Origin of the sequence: Superficieibacter electus (assembly GCF_002915575.1) — a bacterium.
Classification (GTDB): domain Bacteria; phylum Pseudomonadota; class Gammaproteobacteria; order Enterobacterales; family Enterobacteriaceae; genus Superficieibacter; species Superficieibacter electus.
Window position 1 is genome coordinate 30,663 of the sequence record NZ_PQGD01000012.1, and the last position, 16,959, is coordinate 47,621.

Genomic DNA, 16,959 nt, shown 5'->3' on the forward strand with positions numbered 1-16,959 from the left:
CTCCAGAATAAGGATCATGCATTCGCAATTGATTTTTCCACCTTTTCAAGAAACTGAACCGGTGATTTAATGACAACTTCCGTTTTAACACGCACTATCCTTTTATTTTTGAAGCGTTCCTCTCCTTTTATTTTCACATCAACGGCCAGAATCACGACATCCGCAGCAGAAATATCTTCGGCCAGTAATTCGTTTTCCGTCCCGATGGTTCCCTGGGTTTCAACTTTGATATTATGGCCCAGCGTTTTAGCACCCTTAATGAGCTTTTCGCGGGCAATATAGGTATGGGCAATGCCTGCCGTACAGGCGGCGACACAAACAATATTCATGACATGCTCCCATTACATAATTAACAAACATCCGATTCAGCATATTGACTAAAAAGATCGATAATCCGCTGCGGGCTTTTTTCTTCAAGCAATTGTTTAATAATATCGTCATCGGCAAGGGCCCCCGCCACCTGCGACAACAGGCGAATATGCGTGGTATTTTGATCTTCAAGGCGGACGGCAAACAAAATAATGCAGCGTACGCTGCTGCCATCCAGCGTCTCCCAGGGAATATCATGCCGCGTGCGGCCGATGGCCAGCGTCGTATTGACCACGGCGGAAGACTTCCCGTGCGGGATGGCAATATGATTTTCAAAACCGGTCGAACCTTCGGCTTCGCGCTGCCAGACATCCTGAATAAACGTATTGCGACAGGTGATCGCACCATCTTTCTGTAAGAGATCGGTTAATTCTTCTATCGCCTCCTCTTTATTTTTCGCCTGCATATCCAGAAGAACACGATTCGTATTCAGAATTTTACTTATGTCCATAGCCCTACCTCATGGAGATAAAATTAATTTCCGACGACAACACTTGTCGCATGATGTAATTTTTCAGTAATAATCGCTTCGGTCACGCGTTTAATATCTGCATCATTAAAAAAGGCGGTCACGTACACCACCGGCAAATCGATAACCGGTAAATGAATGGTAGAGATCACCAGTTCAATGTCGTCTTTGGCATGGAACGTCTGTAGGCCGCTGGCAGAGACCACTCCGACAATCGTCCAGTCCGGAAACGCGCGCAGGATGCGGCTTTTCAGCAGGTGTGACGTTCCAATGCCGGTAGAACACACCAGCAGCACATGTTTACGCGCGATCTGCCGCTCCATTGCCGCCTGAAAATGCACGGTTAAATAACCGATTTCATCCTCCGATACGGCCGCGTCGCCCCAGGCGCTAAAGACCTGGTTTACCGCACGCTGCGTCAGCGTCCAGACGTCCTGTAGCTCGCCTTTAATATCGTCCAGCAGCGGATTACGAATAAAAATATGGTAATTCAGGCGGTTAATTAACGGTTTAATGTGGATCAGCAGGCCATCATGGAGGGCGACATCGCCACTAAAGTCGCTATCCACCAGCGCGGAAAAGGTCGCAATCAGTTGCCCGGTGATCTGCCGCGCTTCGTCACTGGAGTGCATATTGCCCGCGCTACGCATATCGCCCCGCTCCTCCACGACCACCCCGGAGGAGATAATGTATTGATAGATAAACCAGACTTCATCTTCTGGCAGCGCATGGGCGATATGCTTCTCAATGCGGCGCAGCATGCCTCTGGCAATGCGCAACACGTTTTCATCGAATGACGGCGTATTTTCTTCTTTTTTCGGTAAGGCATTGCCGCGGATAATGCGGTACATCATGATCAGAATATGGGTAAAGATATTGACGTAATACGGCTCGCCCAGCGACCAGCAAAGCTTTTTTTCCATATCCTGCAAAAGCGACTGAACAAATAAAACGTCATCTTCACCAAAATAACGAACCAGTGCCTTATAGCTTCCGGGATCAAGCCGCGAGTGGATAATAGTCCCGATTTCATTGTGATTAATAATGCCATTGATCAGGGAGGCCATCGCCTGACGGACGCTATTTTCACTGCCCTCAATATGCGTCCCGCTTTGGCTACGGATGAGTGATAATCCCAGCGGGGCAATCCATGATTCAATAATTTTTAAATCGTTAACGATCGAGGCGCTACTGATAAAATACCGTTCTGATAGTTTACTGATGGAGGTCTCGTGCGGCGTTTCATTTAATAGCTGGGAGGCAATTTTCACCCGCCGGGAATTATTTAACATCACGTCGGCATCATCACCCTCACCACTCACCGGAAGATCCAGTTGCAGGAAATCGGTAACGTTTTCTGCTAATAACATTACGCCAGAGCCTGCGCGTTTATCGATGGTGATTTTGCGTTCAGCCAGCCATTGCTCCAGCTCCCGCAGATCGCGCTGAATGGTTTTTTCGGATACATTAAGGTATTCCGCAATTTTCAGCAGCGTGACATATTCTCTTCGTTGCAGGAGAAATTTTAATAATCTGTTTTGTCGGGAGGTAATTGTTTGCATTTTTTACCCTTATTACATACCAGATTAATCCACGAAATGCTTTTTACAACTCAAGCTTCATAAATATTCAGTAAGCATAAATATAAAAGTCAGTTGATTAAATCACAATACTAAATCGTGTCCGGAATTCCGGACAAAAACAGGAACAGAAGTTAATACGCAATTAATTTCAGAGCGGATCACACTTTCGCAATAAATATGCGTGATAGCGGTCACAAATATGAATTATATACGCTATGGATTTCGAGTTGCAGGAAGGCGGCAAGTGAGCGAATCCCGATGAGCTTACTCTGGTAAGTGATTCGGGTGAGGGAGCGCAGCCAACGCACCTGCAACTTGAAAGACGACGAGTATATTAATGCAGGAGGGGGAAATCCTCTCTCCGTGATGGAGAGAGGAAAGGCGTTTTACAGCCGGATTGTCAGTTCATTACCAGATGGGGTGACGATCGCGCCGAATTCGCTGGCGCTCTGCGAACCGCCCTGCACGTCAGCGACTTGCGCCACGTTGCGCAGGCACAGCGTCCAGCCGCTTGCCGTGCCAGCCCCTTTGACGGTGATCACGTTGCCTTCGCGCGTTGCCGTCAGGGTAAAGGCCACAGACCCGTCAGCCGCAGGCACGTCGCAGACCGCCGTATGCCCGTCAGCCAGCGCAAACAGCTGGAACGCAGTGCCGTAGTTCCAGGCATAATCCGGCTTCTGGTCGTTATTGCCCAGCGCCAGCAACGTGTTTTCACGCACGTAAACCGGCAGACTTAACACGTCGTGAGTCTGTTTATGCCAGCGATTGCCAGTGACTTCATCGTTGTGCCAGAGGTGCGTCCAGCGTCCTTCCGGCAGATAAAACTGCACGTCGCCTGCCTCGCTGAACACCGGGGCGACCATCACCGCGTCGCCGAGCATATACTGGCGGTCGAGATAATCACACGCCGGATCGTCCGGGAACTCCAGCATCATGGCGCGCATCATTGGCGTACCCTGCACGCTGGCGATCGCCGCCTGACGATACAGGTACGGCATCATGCGGCATTTTAGCTGCGTGAAATGACGCACCACGTCACAGGATTCATCATCATAGGCCCACGGCACGCGGTAAGATTTGCTGCCGTGCAGACGGCTGTGGCTCGAGAGCAGCCCGAACGCGCACCAGCGTTTGTAAACGTGCGCCGGGGCAGTATTCTCAAAGCCGCCGATGTCATGGCTCCAGAACCCGAAGCCGGACAGGCCGATTGACAACCCGCCGCGCAGGCTTTCTGCCATGGATTCATAGTTGGCATAGCAGTCGCCGCCCCAGTGAACCGGGAACTGTTGCGCGCCGACGGACGCCGAGCGGGCAAACAGCACCGCCTCTTTCTCGCCAACGGTTTCTTTCAGCACGTTCCACACCATTTCGTTGTAAATGAACGCGTAATGGTTATGCATTTTCTGTGGATCGGAACCGTCAAACCACTGTACATCGGTCGGGATACGCTCGCCAAAATCGGTTTTAAAACAGTCAACGCCTATCGCCGTCAGCCCTTTCAGCTTATCAGCGTACCACTGGCGGGCCTCCGGATTGGTGAAATCATAAATCGCCAGCCCCGGCTGCCATTTGTCCCACTGCCACAGCGAGCCGTCAGGGCGTTTTAGCAAATACCCTTTCTCTTTCAGCTCTTTAAACAGCGGTGACTTCTGGCCAATGTACGGGTTGATCCAGACGCAGACTTTCAGCCCTTTTGCTTTCAGGCGGCGGATCATCCCTTCCGGGTCCGGGAAGGTCACCGGGTCCCATTCAAAATCACACCACTGGAAGGCTTTCATCCAGAAGCAGTCGAAGTGAAAAACGTGTAGCGGCAGATTGCGCTCCGCCATACCGTCGATAAAGCTGTTAACCGTGGCTTCGTCATAGTTAGTGGTAAACGAGGTGGTCAGCCACAGGCCAAACGACCAGGCGGGCGGCAGCGCCGGACGACCGGTAAACTGCGTGTAGCGATTGAGGACGTCCTTCGGCGTCGGGCCGTCGATCACAAAATATTCCAGATACTCGCCTTCCACGCTGAACTGCACCTTCGAGACTTTTTCGGAACCCACTTCAAACGAGACGCACTGCGGATGATTCACCAGCACGCCGTAGCCGCGGTTGGTCAGATAAAACGGAATGTTTTTATACGACTGTTCGGTACTGGTGCCGCCGTCGCGGTTCCAGGTCTCCACCGTCTGCCCGTTTTTTACCAGCGCGGTAAACCGCTCGCCGAGCCCGTAAACCGTTTCTCCCACGCCGAGATCCAGACGCTCGAACATATAATTGCGCGCGTCGTTGCTGTCCTGCACGTAGCCGTTATTTTTCACCTGGCTGCCAGTGATCCGCACGCCGTTACGCAGAAAATCCAGCGCCCAGTCTTCTCCTTTGGTGACGCGCACGCTCAGATTGCCGCTTTTCAGTTCAGCGAACGCCTCCGTGTTTTGCATCTCCACATGGACTTCTTTCAGCACGTTCAGCGGGTAGTGCGGGCCGTTATCCAGTGCGCCCTGAAAATGCTCAATCCGCACCCCGACAATGCCTTCCTGCGGTGAGAATAAGCGCAGGGTAAATAGCGGGGTATCAAGCTGCCAGGCACGCTCGCGCACATCGCGCGGGGCGGCGTGGATCACCATTTCGTTGCCCTGCTGCTCGACATCAAAGACCTGAATCGGGTGGATAAGGTTTAGCCCCGGTTGAATAAGCCAGTTTCCATCACTGATTTTCATTTTGTGCTCCTTGAGTGCTGTAATAATTCCTCAGCTGTTGCCTGCGCATCACGACGTTTACCCTGCGCAACTTGCTCGAGGATATGATTCATCAGCGGCGTTTTCAGGGTATAGAAGCGTTTTGCGATAACGGCGCTCAGCAGATAACAGATGGCCGGTACAATGGTAAAGAGGGCGATAATAATGGAGAGCGTGGCGCTATTCTGGGTTTTGGCTGCGGCGTCATAACCGCCACCTGCCAGCATCCAGCCGATCATCGCCCCACCCAGCGCCAGACCCAGTTTCAGGACAAACAGCGTCCCGGCGAAGCTGATACCAGTCAGACGTTTGCCGTTGCACCATTCGCCATAGTCCACGGTATCGGACATCATTACCCACTGGATTGGTGTTACCAGTTGATGCAGTATGCCAATCACGAAGATAAAGCCGAACATCAGTATGTTGGCGCTCAGCGGCACAAAGAACATTGCCACGCTGAACACCGCCAGCAGCGCGTTGGTGCCCCAGAAAACGGTGACTTTACACAGGCGGTCCGTTACCGGTTTCGCGAGCGCCGAACCAATCAGGTTCCCCACGCAGTAGGTGGTCAAAAACCAGGTAAACAGCGCCGGTGAACCCATGATCCAGGTGACGTAGTACATCATGGCACCGCCGCGCACGCAGACGGCAAGGATGTTGAGAATGGTCAGCAGGCCGACGATGCGCCACTGATCGTTGTGCCAGATATCGCGCAGGTCTTCGCTCATTGACGTGGTCGCTGGCGGCGCGACCACGCGTTCTTTGGTGGTAAAGAAGCAAAACGCCAGCATCAGGAACGCGACCACGGCCAGCACCGCGATACCGCTCTGAAAACCAAAAGCTTTATCGCCACGACCCAGAAGGTCAACCAGCGGCATCATCAGCACGGTCGAGAGCATCCCGCCCGCCGTTGCCAGCACGAAGCGCCAGGATTGCAGGGAGATACGCTGCGTCGGGTCGCTGGTGATCACCCCGCCCAGCGCGCAGTAGGGAATATTGACCACGGTATACAGCAGCGTCAGCAACGTATAAGTCACCGCCGCATAAATCATTTTTCCGGTCACGCTCAGATCCGGCGTGCTGTAGGTCAGCACGCAGACAATCCCGAACGGCAATGCCCCGAACAGCACCCACGGCCTGAACTTGCCCCAGCGGCTGCGGGTACGGTCGGCAATCAGCCCCATGCACGGGTCGGAGATAGCATCCAGTGCACGTGCCAGTAAAAACATGGTGCCGACAAACCCGGCCGGAATGCCGAAAATATCCGTATAGAAAAACATCATAAACATCATGACGTTATCAAAAACGATATGACTGGCGGCGTCACCCATGCCGTAACCAATCTTCTCTTTGACAGACAGTATCTGACTTTTCATTGTTCTTTCCTTGATGCTGTAAGGTACTTGACGACTACAGAGCGTTTTAAAACATCCAGGCGGGCGGGGGTATTCCGTTTTCTGGTTATCAGATTACGTTTCTTGTTTTCTGTGATCGCGGTAGGGAAAAATCGTGGGAAAGCGGTAACTCGCAGATTTGATGGGAGTTTATGTTAAATCAGCAAAGAGATTGTGCCAGAAGCGTGAAAAAAGTCGCACAGGGGATGTGGAAACCGCAGGAAGTAGCTATAATGCGCCCGCCTCCATGTAGCAATCGAGGCGCGGAAGATCGTCATCTCCGGTGAGGTGGCTGGACTTCAAATCCAGTTGGGACCGCCAGCGGCCCCGGGCAGGTTCGACTCCTGTGATCTTCCGCCAAATATCATCTCACCATGTCCGGCGAAGTCCTTTAAAATCTTTATTTACAGCAAGTTAACTAATAACATCATCCGTATCAGTCCGAGGGGATCTCCCTAAATCCACGAAAAAAATGTATAGTGTTGTGTATAATTTTTTTATACACAGATTTCACTTATACACATGCCACTTACAGACATACAAATTCGACGCGCTAAGGCACAGGACAAGCCCTACACCCTCAATGATGGACAAGGTTTATCCCTGCTTATAAATCCCGACGGGAGCAAAGGATGGAGGTTCCGCTACCGGCTTGCAGGTAAAGCCCGGTTAATGTCATTTGGTTCCTACAGTCTCGTCTCGCTTGCAGAGGCTCGCGACAAACGCGATACAGCACGCAAGCAGGTAGCAAATGGAATTGATCCAGTCGAAGAACGCAAAGCTCAAAAGCTGGTACAGCAACTTTCTACAGAAAATTCATTCGAAGCCATTTGCCGGGAGTGGCACTCGAACAAAGCGGATCGCTGGACAGTGGCCTACCGGGAAGACATCATTAAGACCTTCGAGCAAGATGTTTTCCCGTACATTGGTAAGCGCCCTATAAGTGAGATCAAACCTCTGGAACTGCTTGAATTGTTAAGACGAATAGAGAAGCGTGGTGCACTAGAGAAAACACGAAAGGTGCGCCAGAGGTGCGGTGAGGTTTATCGCTATGCAATCATAACTGGCCGTGCTGAATACAACCCAGCACCTGATTTGGCCATCGCTCTGGCCGTTCCCAAGCAAAAACACCATCCTTTTTTATCCACAGAAGAGTTACCTCATTTTATTCGAGATCTGGAAGCGTATACCGGCAGTATCATTACGAAGAATGCTACAAAGATAGTTATGTTAACTGGTGTTCGAACCCAAGAAATGCGCTTTGCTACGTGGGATGAGGTAGATCTTGATAAAGGTATATGGGAAATCCCCGCTGAACGCATGAAAATGCGTAGGCCTCACATTGTGCCCCTCTCTACTCAGGTGATCGATCTTTTCAAGCAACTCAAACCAATAACCGGTCATTATCCCTACATTTTTATTGGTAGGAATAACCGTAGCAAACCAATCTCTAAAGAAAGCGTGTCACAGGTGATTGAGTTACTTGGTTACAAAGGACGCGCTACAGGTCACGGATTTAGACATACGATGTCGACAATCTTGCATGAACAAGGATTTGATAGTGCATGGATTGAGATACAATTAGCACATGCAGATAAAAATGCTATTCGAGGAACCTATAATCATGCTATATATTTGGAAAATAGGCGGATAATGCTACAGTGGTATTCTGATAACTTAATAAATTGAGGGTTACATATGACATGGCTACATAATAATGCTGAATGGGTATTCTCTGGTATTGGCGTTTATGTCATATCACTAGTGGTTTTAATCATAACAGCGTTGGTATTTAGGAAAAAAATAAAAGCAGGCGTTCAAAAAGTCGCTAAAGTTTTTGTTTTCGGATGGGGTAATACAACAAATATCAATCAAGACGATGGAAAATAATAACCCTCAAAATGTTGATCAGCAAATAAAGTCCACTGTCGTTGGGGCTCACAACACGACAATTATTGCGCAAGTGATTGTCAATGCTAGTAATCAACATATCGATGTAAATGCAATACAAGATAGTTTAATTAAAGAGATAAGAAGCTCTCTGAAAGAAGAATTTGTATCTACAGAATATAATATTTTACTTTGTTACCCTAACAAGGTAATTAGAGATGAGGCCACTATAAGAATCATAGAAGAACTAAAACAAAAATTAAATGACATGGGTGCAATAGTTTATGAGGGCGGTGGGAAGGCAGCCTTGCCAAAAACTCAAATAATGTATCCGCATCTTGCTGAATTAGAATTCATAAAAACCGTCAAGTGTGACACGGTGATAATATTTGCATTAGATGAAGTCACACTTTCACAATTGACATTAATCAGTTATTTTAAAGTATCAAAAAAAATTGACACTACCGATATGATAATAATATCCAGCGATGATCTAAAAAATAGCGATGTTTTTTTATCTAATGGCACGTTCCAATACTGTGATGATAATAACTGCAAGTTATACTCTTTGGGTTCACTAGATGATGCTGGGTTAAACTCTGTAATTTCAAGAATTGAAAATAAAAAAATAATTCAGCGGAAAGGCGGCTTGTTAGGAGATTGATATGGAAGAGTCAACTAATTATAAATTGCTTGTCTGGGGCTTGTCCGTGATCCAGCCTGCAACCCCTAACGAAGTTTTGAATTATCTTACGTCCACTTTAAATGATAATGGATTATTACCTGATGTTGAAAAAATGATTCATTATTTCGAATTGCTTGACCAACTTGGATATATACATCAAGTATCAAAAAGAAATAACCTCTATTCTTTAACCCCACGAGGAAATGAACGACTAACTCCAGCGTTAAAAAGGCTTCGTGATAAAATTAGACTATTTATGCTTGACAACTGTCACTCCATAAGTAAATTAGGAGTGCTGGCCTCAACTGATACAGAGAATATGGGCGGTGATTCGCCGTCTTTACAGTTAAGGCACAATTTAAAAGAGGTTCCGCACCCAAGCCTGTCTTGGGCTGCAGGGACCCTGCCCAGCAGCCCAAGACAGGCTTGGGTGCGGATCTACGAGCAATTAAATATTGGTTCGATGTCCAGTGATGAGGCCAGCACCCCAACAACTGCGAGAAATGCACCATTATCTTTTGTTGGCCGATTAGGCTTTTCTTTGAATTATTATTCATTCAATAAAATCGATGAACCTTTATTTAATAATGATGGTGTGACTGCGATTGCTTCCTGCATTGGTATATCTCCAGGGTTGATAACTGCAATGGTAAAATCACCAAAGAGATACTATCGAACATTCAATTTAAGAAAAAAATCAGGTGGCTTTAGATCAATACTGGCCCCTCGTAAATTTATTAAAACGATACAATACTGGTTAAAAGATCACGTTTTAAATCGTCTGAAAATTCATTCTTCTTGTTACTCATATAGAAGCGGAGTAAGCATTAAGGATAACGCTATCAATCATGTAAAGAAGAAATTCGTTGCAAGCATTGACATTTCAGATTATTTTGGCTCAATTAATAAAAAAATGGTCAAGGATTGCTTTTACAAGAATAATATACCAGATCATATTGTTAATACTATTTCTGGCATAGTTACCTATAATGATGTGCTACCACAAGGTGCGCCTACTAGCCCTATAATATCGAATGCTATACTTTTTGAATTTGATGAAGAAATGACCGCCCATGCCCTAACTCTTGATTGCATATACACTCGCTATTCTGATGATATATCTATCAGTAGTGATTATAAAGAAAACATAGCGATACTTATAAATATTGCTGAAGCTAACTTACTATCAGCTGGCTTTACATTAAATAGGCAAAAGCAACGTATCGCTTCAGATAATAGTCGCCAAGTTGTTACCGGAATTCTTGTTAATGAATCGATAAGACCTACTAGATGCTATAGAAAGAAAATTCGTTCTGCATTTGATCATGCACTTAAGGAACAAGATGGAAGCCAATTAACGATTAACAAGCTAAGAGGTTATTTAAATTATCTAAAATCTTTTGAAACCTATGGTTTTAAATTTAATGAAAAAAAATACAAAGAGACTCTGGATTTTTTAATAGCGCTTAAGCAAAGCTAGCGCGCAATGCTCTCCCCGCCACGCCTGCCCGCTTTATGGGTGGGTTTTAATGCAGGTGCATGGATGGCGTCAGGCCGCGCCAGTACTGGTCCGGGAGGGGCAGCAGGAGGCGGGAAAATGCATGCAAAGCCATGCAGCTAATGCATGCATGGCCTTTTTCTTGATAAATAGCAGGAATTTAGCGTTTTTTCACACCGGCTCGCGGGCTGGCAGTCCGGCCTTACGACGCGCATAAATCAGGTTCTGTGCGGGTGTATATTTTTCCTGATAATCAACCCGCGAGGCCGCGTCAGGCCTGAATCCGATGGCGGTTAAAATGTCATTATCCTGTGCGGCATAATTAATTTCTGCGCCTTCTTCCAGCCAGGCGGCCAGCGCATCGCGCAGATACGCTGTGGAACGGTCAAAAGCACGGTTTTTTATCAGCGCAGACTGGCCGTTGAGGTTCATCAGCTCCGGTGCAAGGGCGGCGGCCAGTTCCGCACCATGCGCCTGCATGAAGTCATTCAGCCGGTGCTGAATGCTGAGGCGCTGCACCTCCTCATGCGAACGGATATACCGCCCGGCGGCCTGATTAACTTCCCACTTCCTGACCTCAATAACTTCACGCAGCCACTTCATGCGGGCCGGGATTTGTTCATCCGGGTTCAGTATCTGACTGCGCAGCTCCTGCTCCGCCTGGGCCAGTTTAGCCCTGCGCTCCAGCCAGGCGGCTTTGTTTGCCTCGCAGGCGGTGAAAGCCTGCTCTGTGGTGATGCTGGTCATACCGGTTTTCTCCTGTCAGTGACTGAACGGCGAGCTGTAGCAGCCACGCACCTTACGCGGGGCAGGTGTGGCGGCGGGTGCCGGTGTGGGCGCTTGTGCTTCCGCCGGTGGCCGTATCACCTCATCAATCGATTCGGTAGTGCGGAATGTGGCTGAGCAGAACACATTGACGCATTGCAGATAGCTCTGCTTCACATTCTCGGACAGATAGCGACTGGTGCGCACGTGCGCTGATTTTTTACAGAACGGGCAGCGCATCATGGCAGCAGCCCCCGCGCTTTCAGGTCAGCCCCGCGCTGACGCAGTTTCTCGTGATGCACTTTTCTTTTACCCAGCGAATCGGCCAGGCCATGCTCCATATGAGGCAGGGAAGCAGATGACAGCCCGGTTTTGTACAGCACCGGCTCATCGGCAAGGCGGATATGGTGGGCGCTGACCTGCTGTTCAAGCCACGCTTTAACCTCCTGCATGACGGCCGTTTCCGGCCCGACATAGCCCTGATTACCGGTGGTGTTGGCAAGCGGGTTATCCAGCGCCAGTATTTTCAGTTTCATGGCCCGGACAAGTGCGCCGCATGTCTTTTTCAGCGCCTCATCAAGTTCATGTCCGGCGTACTGCATCAGTACATCAAGATGAGCCTGCCGGTATTCACGCGCTGTGACGTCACAGGAGCCTCTCAGACGGTCGCGTTCATACTCCAGCACTTCCGCCAGGTTGTCACACTCCTGCGCCAGTTCGCGGCGCGCCACGCGCTCAATATGGCTGTTCTTCAGCTCATCGGTAAGTACAGCACCACCGGCGCGGAAGGCATCACGCCATGCGCTGGCACTGCTGCCGTTTTCCTGCTCCAGCTCTGCTTTTTGTTCGCGGGCACGGCTGATGGCCGTTTCGGTTTCATCAAGCTTACCGGCGTTTTCCAGATGGGCGGCTTTCGCGGTGTCCAGACGCCCGAGTGCTGATTCCAGATAAAGGGGCAAAATAGTTTTTTCGGTCATGATTGTATTCCTCTGCTTTTTCAACATGAGCAGATTCTGCCGCGTACCAGACAACAACACGATTCATTGCGGTTGTGGCAAACATGGCACAAACAGACATTAAAAACCCGGCTTGCCAGAAAAAGGTCACAGGAAACCCTTACTCATCGTTTGTTTTTTTACTGTTAACTATTCACTCTGTTCACCTTTAGAAAAAAGATAGTAAATACAATAAATTATAGGGTGAACAATCGAGATTTAACTGTTCACTGTCTGTTCACCACTGTTCACCTTAATGTTTATTAACGACTGTCTGTCTTTTGAGATATCTAGATTTGTTTGGAATAGGTTACCCCTAATAAAATCTATTTCGTTATAAATCACTTTGCCAACAACGGCCAATGAAGGTCAATAATGGCCAATATAAGCCAGCATAATTTTTTGTATAAGAATTAGCCTGTTGTGTGGTGGGTGAATACAAAATGACTTGTTGCCCTGAGGAAAAATATTCACAAAATAGAGAGCTACCCGAAGCCGGACGGACACGACCGGCACTGTATGGACTTTATGAGGTAGCCCGATGCACTCTGCTTTTTCTTCCCCGTCTTCTTCTTCTGCCGCCCCGTTAATGCCTGTCCCGGATTCGGTTCAGGAACGTTTTTTACGCCTGCCTGAAGTGATGCACCTGTGCGGTCTGTCTCGCTCCACCATTTACGACCTCATCAGCCGGAATGCTTTTCCGCAGCAGGTCTCACTCGGGGGCAAAAATGTTGCCTGGCTGCACAGCGAAATCACCGCCTGGATGGCTGACCGTATTGCCGACCGTAACCGGGGTTGTGACGCATGATGATGGCCGTTCAGCAAACAGCCCCTTTTTCTGGCTTGCATCTGTTGTGTGTTTCCTGGTACAGTTTTCCCGCTGTCGCAAAATCGACAGCCGGGCGTAGGAACCCGAGTTACTTATTGGCGACACCAGACGCGCCGTGCGTCTTTTTTTACGTCGTGGCTCAGGCACACCCATTTTCCGGGCTGTGGTGTTTTCTCATACATCATGGTTCTTCAGAGATAATGGTGGTCCGGGCGGGGCAGCCTTCGGGCTGGCCGGTTTCCAATAAGGCCGGTATTCCTACCCCCGTCCGGGTCACCACCCATGAGTGTAGGAACTCCGGTGGTGGCAATAACCGCTACTTATTGGAGGCTGCCGTCATGGCTACTATCCTCACCCCGACATACCCTCAGTTCGTCTTTGTTTTTGCAGCTATCCGTCGTGCTGACTGTAAACCTCATGTCTGTATGCTGCGCACCGTTGCCGGTGACGAGCGCTCAGCCCGCCGTTCCCTTGTTCGTGATTACGTCCTGTCGTTTGCCGGTCGCCTGCCGGTTGCGGAGGTGCGCGCATGAAAGAGCTGACCCTGACCATCACGCACGCTGACCTTGTGAGCCTTGAGCACCTGCGTAACGTCGGCCATTTCGTTGGTGAGATGTTGCTGTTGCAGGACACCGCCGCCGCAGGCCATGAGCCGGAACAGCAGTTGCAGCTCGCCTCCGTTATTCACCTGATGACCGCCCGGCTCGACGATGTAGTTGAGCGCTGTAATCAGCGCTGGCTCAATGAGGAGATACGCGCATGAAACAGCCCTTGCCGCCTGTATTACGCGCCGCGCTTTATCGCCGTGCCGTGGCCTGTGCCTGGCTGACCGTGTGCGAGCGTCAGCACCGTTATCCACACCTCACCCTTGAATCGCTGGAAAGTGCCATTGCCGCCGAGCTGGAGGGCTTCTACCTGCGCCAGCACGGCGAGGAAAAGGGCCGCCTGATTGCCTGTGCCCTGCTGGAAGATTTAATAGAGGGCGGGCCGCTTAAGACTGCCCCGTCATTGTCCTTTCTCGGGCTGACCGTGATGGATGAGTTATGCGCCCGCCATATTAGCGCGCCGGTACTGTACTGAGGGAGACCACAACAATGAAAATGAACGTAACCGAAACCGTTAAACAGGCATGCGGCCACTGGCCACGTATTCTCCCGGCGCTGGGTGTGAAGGTGATTAAAAACCGACATCAGGCCTGCCCGGTGTGCGGCGGCTCTGACCGCTTCCGCTTTGATGATAAAGAGGGGCGTGGCACGTGGTTCTGTAACCAGTGCGGTGCAGGTGACGGCCTGAAACTGGTTGAGAAGGTGTTCGGCGTGTCGCCCTCCGAGGCCGCCGGGAAGGTGAGCGCCCTGACCGGCAGTCTGCCGCCGGCTGCTGAGGAGGTGATCGCCGCCGCTGAGGCCGAAACCGAGGCCAGCCGCAAAGCCGCTGCCACGCTTGCCGCACAGTTTCTGGAGAAAACCCGACCGGCCACCGGCAATACCTACCTGACCGGCAAGGGCTTTCCTGCGCGCGAATGCCTGACGCTGACCACCACGCACAAAACCGGCGGCGTGACCTACCGCGCCGGTGATGTCATCGTACCGCTGCAGGACGAGACCGGCGCGGTGGTTAACGTTCAGCTCATTAATGCTGACGGCCTCAAACGCACCCTGAAAGGTGGAGCGGTAAAAGGGGCATGCCATATCATCGAAGGGAAAAAAGAGGCAGGAAAACGGCTGTGGATAGCAGAGGGCTATGCGACCGCACTCACCGTGCATCACCTGACCGGTGAAACCGTCATGGTGGCGCTCTCGTCCGTGAACCTTCTTTCTCTGGCGAGCCTTGCCCGTCAGAAACACCCGGCCTGTCAGATTGTGCTCGCTGCCGACCGCGACCTCAGCGGGAACGGCCAGACCAGAGCCGCAGCCGCCGCACAGGCCTGTGAGGGCACGGTTGCTCTCCCGCCTGTGTTCGGTGACTGGAATGATGCCTTTATGCAGCAGGGCGAGGACGCCACGCGCAAAGCGATTTACGGTGCCATCAGGCCAGCGACGCAAAGCCCGTTCGACACCATGAGCGAGGCGGAATTTACCGCCATGAGCACCAGTGAAAAAGCGATGCGGGTGCATGAGCATTACGGCGAAGCGCTGGCTGTGGATGCCAATGGCCAGCTCCTGTCCCGCTATGAAGCCGGGACGTGGAAAATTATCCCGCCATCGGATTTTGCGCGCGACGTGGCCGGGCTGTTTCAGAGCCTGCGCGCCCCGTTCTCGTCGGGGAGAATTGCCTCCGTGGTCGACACCCTGAAACTGATCATCCCGCAGCAGGCCGCCCCGGCGCGTCGTCTGATTGGTTTTCGCAACGGCGTGCTCGATACCCTCACCGGCGTGTTCAGTCCGCACAGCAAATCGCACTGGCTGCGCACCCTGTGCGACGTGGACTTTACCCCGCCGGTCGAGGGCGAAACGCTGGAAACCCACGCGCCAAACTTCTGGCGCTGGCTCGACCGCGCGGCCAGCGGCAATGCTGAAAAGCGCGATGTGATTCTGGCTGCGCTGTTTATGGTGCTGGCGAACCGCTACGACTGGCAGCTCTTTCTCGAAGTCACCGGTCCCGGCGGGAGCGGGAAAAGTATTCTCGCCGAAATTGCGACCCTGCTCGCCGGGGAAGATAACGCCACGTCAGCGACCATCGAGACGCTGGAATCACCCCGCGAACGCGCGGCGTTGATTGGCTTCTCGCTGATACGCCTGCCTGACCAGGAGAAATGGAGCGGGGATGGTGCGGGACTTAAAGCCATCACCGGCGGCGATGCCGTGTCGGTCGACCCGAAATACCGCGACGCCTATTCGGCCTATATCCCGGCGGTGATTCTGGCCGTGAACAATAACCCGATGCGCTTTACCGACCGCAGCGGCGGTGTGTCCCGTCGCCGGGTCATCATTCACTTCCCGGAGCAGATTGCCCCGGAGGAGCGCGACCCGCAGCTTAAGGACAAAATCGCACGCGAGCTGGCCATCATCGTGCGCCAGCTTATGCAGCAGTTTAGCGACCCGATGACGGCGCGTACATTGCTCCAGTCACAGCAGAACTCCGACGAGGCACTCAGCATCAAGCGCGACGCTGACCCGACGTTTGATTTTTGCGGCTATCTGGAAACGCTGCCGCAGACGAGCGGAATGTTTATGGGGAATGCCAATATCATCCCGCGACAGCCCCGTAATTATCTCTATCACGCCTATCTGGTCTATATGGAGGCCAACGGTTACAAGCATGTGCTGAGTCTGAAAATGTTCGGGCTGGGGCTACCGATGATGCTCAAAGAGTACGGGCTGAACTATAACAAGCGGCACACCAAGCAGGGGACACAGACCAACCTGACGCTCAGGGAGGACAGCAACGGCGACTGGCTGCCGAAGTGCGACGAATCCGCAGCGACATAACCTACCTCAGACCGGCAACCGCCGGTCTTTTTATGTCTGATTGCTCCTTGAGGTGAACAATCGACTGTTCACCCTTCACCATCTGTTCACCACTTAACATAATGAAATTATTGTAAAAAAATGAAAGGTGAACAGAGTGAACAGTAAAACCTAAAAAAACTTTTTACCCCCCCTCCTTGCCTGACCCGGCGCACCTTGCGCGCGCACGAATCACAAAGGTGAAGAGTCGACTGTTCACTCTTCACCAACTCATCACCACTTAACGCTATGATTTAAAATGAGAAATAATCAAGGTGAACAGTGTGAACTGTTAAATGCAAAAAAACTTTTT

Annotated in this window: 17 protein-coding genes and 1 tRNA gene; 10 read left to right on the forward strand and 8 right to left on the reverse strand. The window is 50.8% G+C overall.

All coding sequences use genetic code 11. The annotated features are described in order from the left end of the window. Window positions 1-14 precede the first annotated feature (14 nt). The 5 genes from CHU32_RS15520 to CHU32_RS15540 all read right to left on the reverse strand — a co-directional run bounded on the left by CHU32_RS15520 (window position 15) and on the right by CHU32_RS15540 (window position 6,520). On the reverse strand, window positions 15-329 hold the full coding sequence (locus tag CHU32_RS15520; RefSeq protein WP_103676359.1) for a PTS fructose transporter subunit IIB: 315 nt from the start codon (window positions 327-329) through the stop codon (window positions 15-17). 20 nt (window positions 330-349) lie between these two features. Continuing rightward, the gene (locus tag CHU32_RS15525) at window positions 350-820 is read right to left on the reverse strand and encodes a PTS sugar transporter subunit IIA (protein WP_103676358.1); all 471 of its coding nucleotides are present in this window, start codon (window positions 818-820) and stop codon (window positions 350-352) included. A gap of 23 nt (window positions 821-843) precedes the next feature. Continuing rightward, a complete protein-coding gene (locus tag CHU32_RS15530) occupies window positions 844-2,400 on the reverse strand; it encodes a BglG family transcription antiterminator (RefSeq protein WP_103676357.1) in 1,557 nt (518 codons plus the stop codon). 407 nt (window positions 2,401-2,807) lie between these two features. Beyond that, on the reverse strand, window positions 2,808-5,126 hold the full coding sequence (yicI, locus tag CHU32_RS15535) for an alpha-xylosidase (protein ID WP_103676356.1): 2,319 nt from the start codon (window positions 5,124-5,126) through the stop codon (window positions 2,808-2,810). Beyond that, complete coding sequence (locus CHU32_RS15540) at window positions 5,123-6,520, reverse strand: glycoside-pentoside-hexuronide family transporter (protein ID WP_103676355.1); 1,398 nt, start codon at window positions 6,518-6,520, stop codon at window positions 5,123-5,125. Before CHU32_RS15540 ends, yicI begins: the two co-directional genes overlap by 4 nt. A gap of 283 nt (window positions 6,521-6,803) precedes the next feature. Here CHU32_RS15540 and CHU32_RS15545 point away from each other — a divergent pair. The 5 genes from CHU32_RS15545 (at window position 6,804) to CHU32_RS15565 (ending at window position 10,593) form a co-directional block, all read left to right on the forward strand. Next, window positions 6,804-6,898, forward strand: a tRNA-Sec gene (locus CHU32_RS15545). A gap of 162 nt (window positions 6,899-7,060) precedes the next feature. Continuing rightward, complete coding sequence (locus CHU32_RS15550) at window positions 7,061-8,227, forward strand: tyrosine-type recombinase/integrase (RefSeq protein ID WP_103676354.1); 1,167 nt, start codon at window positions 7,061-7,063, stop codon at window positions 8,225-8,227. A gap of 9 nt (window positions 8,228-8,236) precedes the next feature. After that, entirely contained in the window at window positions 8,237-8,428 is a 192-nt protein-coding gene (locus CHU32_RS15555) for a hypothetical protein (protein WP_097569635.1), read from the forward strand. Next, on the forward strand, window positions 8,418-9,092 hold the full coding sequence (locus tag CHU32_RS15560; RefSeq protein WP_103676353.1) for a hypothetical protein: 675 nt from the start codon (window positions 8,418-8,420) through the stop codon (window positions 9,090-9,092). The genes CHU32_RS15555 and CHU32_RS15560 overlap by 11 nt, the downstream gene beginning before the upstream one ends. Before the next feature lies 1 nt (window position 9,093). Then, on the forward strand, window positions 9,094-10,593 hold the full coding sequence (locus tag CHU32_RS15565; protein WP_103676352.1) for a retron St85 family RNA-directed DNA polymerase: 1,500 nt from the start codon (window positions 9,094-9,096) through the stop codon (window positions 10,591-10,593). Between the two features lie 189 nt (window positions 10,594-10,782). Here the strand turns inward: CHU32_RS15565 and CHU32_RS15570 are convergent, their stop codons facing one another. From CHU32_RS15570 to CHU32_RS15580, 3 genes are read right to left on the reverse strand one after another with little or no spacing between them, the layout of a single operon-like run. After that, window positions 10,783-11,358: a phage polarity suppression protein gene (locus tag CHU32_RS15570; RefSeq protein ID WP_103676351.1), complete on the reverse strand. Its 576-nt coding sequence runs from the start codon at window positions 11,356-11,358 to the stop codon at window positions 10,783-10,785. A 15-nt stretch (window positions 11,359-11,373) separates the two neighbouring features. Further along, a complete protein-coding gene (locus CHU32_RS15575) occupies window positions 11,374-11,619 on the reverse strand; it encodes an ogr/Delta-like zinc finger family protein (RefSeq protein ID WP_103676350.1) in 246 nt (81 codons plus the stop codon). Then, on the reverse strand, window positions 11,616-12,353 hold the full coding sequence (locus CHU32_RS15580; protein ID WP_103676349.1) for a glycoprotein 3: 738 nt from the start codon (window positions 12,351-12,353) through the stop codon (window positions 11,616-11,618). The genes CHU32_RS15575 and CHU32_RS15580 overlap by 4 nt, the downstream gene beginning before the upstream one ends. A 559-nt stretch (window positions 12,354-12,912) precedes the next feature. Between CHU32_RS15580 and CHU32_RS15585 the strand changes: the two genes are divergently transcribed. From CHU32_RS15585 to CHU32_RS15605, 5 genes are read left to right on the forward strand one after another with little or no spacing between them, the layout of a single operon-like run. Continuing rightward, window positions 12,913-13,179 carry a helix-turn-helix transcriptional regulator gene (locus CHU32_RS15585; RefSeq protein WP_176691660.1) on the forward strand — a complete coding sequence of 89 codons (267 nt, stop codon included), beginning with the start codon at window positions 12,913-12,915 and terminating at the stop codon, window positions 13,177-13,179. Further along, window positions 13,176-13,733, forward strand: a complete 558-nt coding sequence (locus CHU32_RS15590) for a host cell division inhibitor Icd-like protein (RefSeq protein ID WP_103676348.1) — start codon at window positions 13,176-13,178, stop codon at window positions 13,731-13,733. Before CHU32_RS15585 ends, CHU32_RS15590 begins: the two co-directional genes overlap by 4 nt. Further along, complete coding sequence (locus CHU32_RS15595; protein ID WP_103676347.1) at window positions 13,730-13,963, forward strand: hypothetical protein; 234 nt, start codon at window positions 13,730-13,732, stop codon at window positions 13,961-13,963. The genes CHU32_RS15590 and CHU32_RS15595 overlap by 4 nt, the downstream gene beginning before the upstream one ends. Next, entirely contained in the window at window positions 13,960-14,280 is a 321-nt protein-coding gene (locus CHU32_RS15600) for a DUF5375 domain-containing protein (RefSeq protein ID WP_103676346.1), read from the forward strand. The genes CHU32_RS15595 and CHU32_RS15600 overlap by 4 nt, the downstream gene beginning before the upstream one ends. 14 nt (window positions 14,281-14,294) lie before the next feature. Continuing rightward, on the forward strand, window positions 14,295-16,628 hold the full coding sequence (locus CHU32_RS15605; RefSeq protein WP_103676345.1) for a primase-helicase zinc-binding domain-containing protein: 2,334 nt from the start codon (window positions 14,295-14,297) through the stop codon (window positions 16,626-16,628). Window positions 16,629-16,959 lie beyond the last annotated feature (331 nt).

What these genes read in the sequence shown, in the direction of transcription:
- CHU32_RS15520 (WP_103676359.1), bottom strand. Translation starts at nt 329, where the DNA reads ATGAATATTGTTTGTGTCGCCGCCTGTACGGCAGGCATTGCCCATACC.
- CHU32_RS15560 (WP_103676353.1), top strand. Translation starts at nt 8,418, where the DNA reads ATGGAAAATAATAACCCTCAAAATGTTGATCAGCAAATAAAGTCCACT.
- CHU32_RS15590 (WP_103676348.1), top strand. Translation starts at nt 13,176, where the DNA reads ATGATGATGGCCGTTCAGCAAACAGCCCCTTTTTCTGGCTTGCATCTG.
- CHU32_RS15585 (WP_176691660.1), top strand. Translation starts at nt 12,913, where the DNA reads ATGCACTCTGCTTTTTCTTCCCCGTCTTCTTCTTCTGCCGCCCCGTTA.
- CHU32_RS15525 (WP_103676358.1), bottom strand. Translation starts at nt 820, where the DNA reads ATGGACATAAGTAAAATTCTGAATACGAATCGTGTTCTTCTGGATATG.
- CHU32_RS15540 (WP_103676355.1), bottom strand. Translation starts at nt 6,520, where the DNA reads ATGAAAAGTCAGATACTGTCTGTCAAAGAGAAGATTGGTTACGGCATG.
- CHU32_RS15570 (WP_103676351.1), bottom strand. Translation starts at nt 11,358, where the DNA reads ATGACCAGCATCACCACAGAGCAGGCTTTCACCGCCTGCGAGGCAAAC.
- CHU32_RS15605 (WP_103676345.1), top strand. Translation starts at nt 14,295, where the DNA reads ATGAAAATGAACGTAACCGAAACCGTTAAACAGGCATGCGGCCACTGG.
- CHU32_RS15555 (WP_097569635.1), top strand. Translation starts at nt 8,237, where the DNA reads ATGACATGGCTACATAATAATGCTGAATGGGTATTCTCTGGTATTGGC.
- CHU32_RS15575 (WP_103676350.1), bottom strand. Translation starts at nt 11,619, where the DNA reads ATGATGCGCTGCCCGTTCTGTAAAAAATCAGCGCACGTGCGCACCAGT.
- CHU32_RS15530 (WP_103676357.1), bottom strand. Translation starts at nt 2,400, where the DNA reads ATGCAAACAATTACCTCCCGACAAAACAGATTATTAAAATTTCTCCTG.
- CHU32_RS15600 (WP_103676346.1), top strand. Translation starts at nt 13,960, where the DNA reads ATGAAACAGCCCTTGCCGCCTGTATTACGCGCCGCGCTTTATCGCCGT.
- CHU32_RS15595 (WP_103676347.1), top strand. Translation starts at nt 13,730, where the DNA reads ATGAAAGAGCTGACCCTGACCATCACGCACGCTGACCTTGTGAGCCTT.
- CHU32_RS15580 (WP_103676349.1), bottom strand. Translation starts at nt 12,353, where the DNA reads ATGACCGAAAAAACTATTTTGCCCCTTTATCTGGAATCAGCACTCGGG.
- CHU32_RS15550 (WP_103676354.1), top strand. Translation starts at nt 7,061, where the DNA reads ATGCCACTTACAGACATACAAATTCGACGCGCTAAGGCACAGGACAAG.
- CHU32_RS15565 (WP_103676352.1), top strand. Translation starts at nt 9,094, where the DNA reads ATGGAAGAGTCAACTAATTATAAATTGCTTGTCTGGGGCTTGTCCGTG.
- yicI (WP_103676356.1), bottom strand. Translation starts at nt 5,126, where the DNA reads ATGAAAATCAGTGATGGAAACTGGCTTATTCAACCGGGGCTAAACCTT.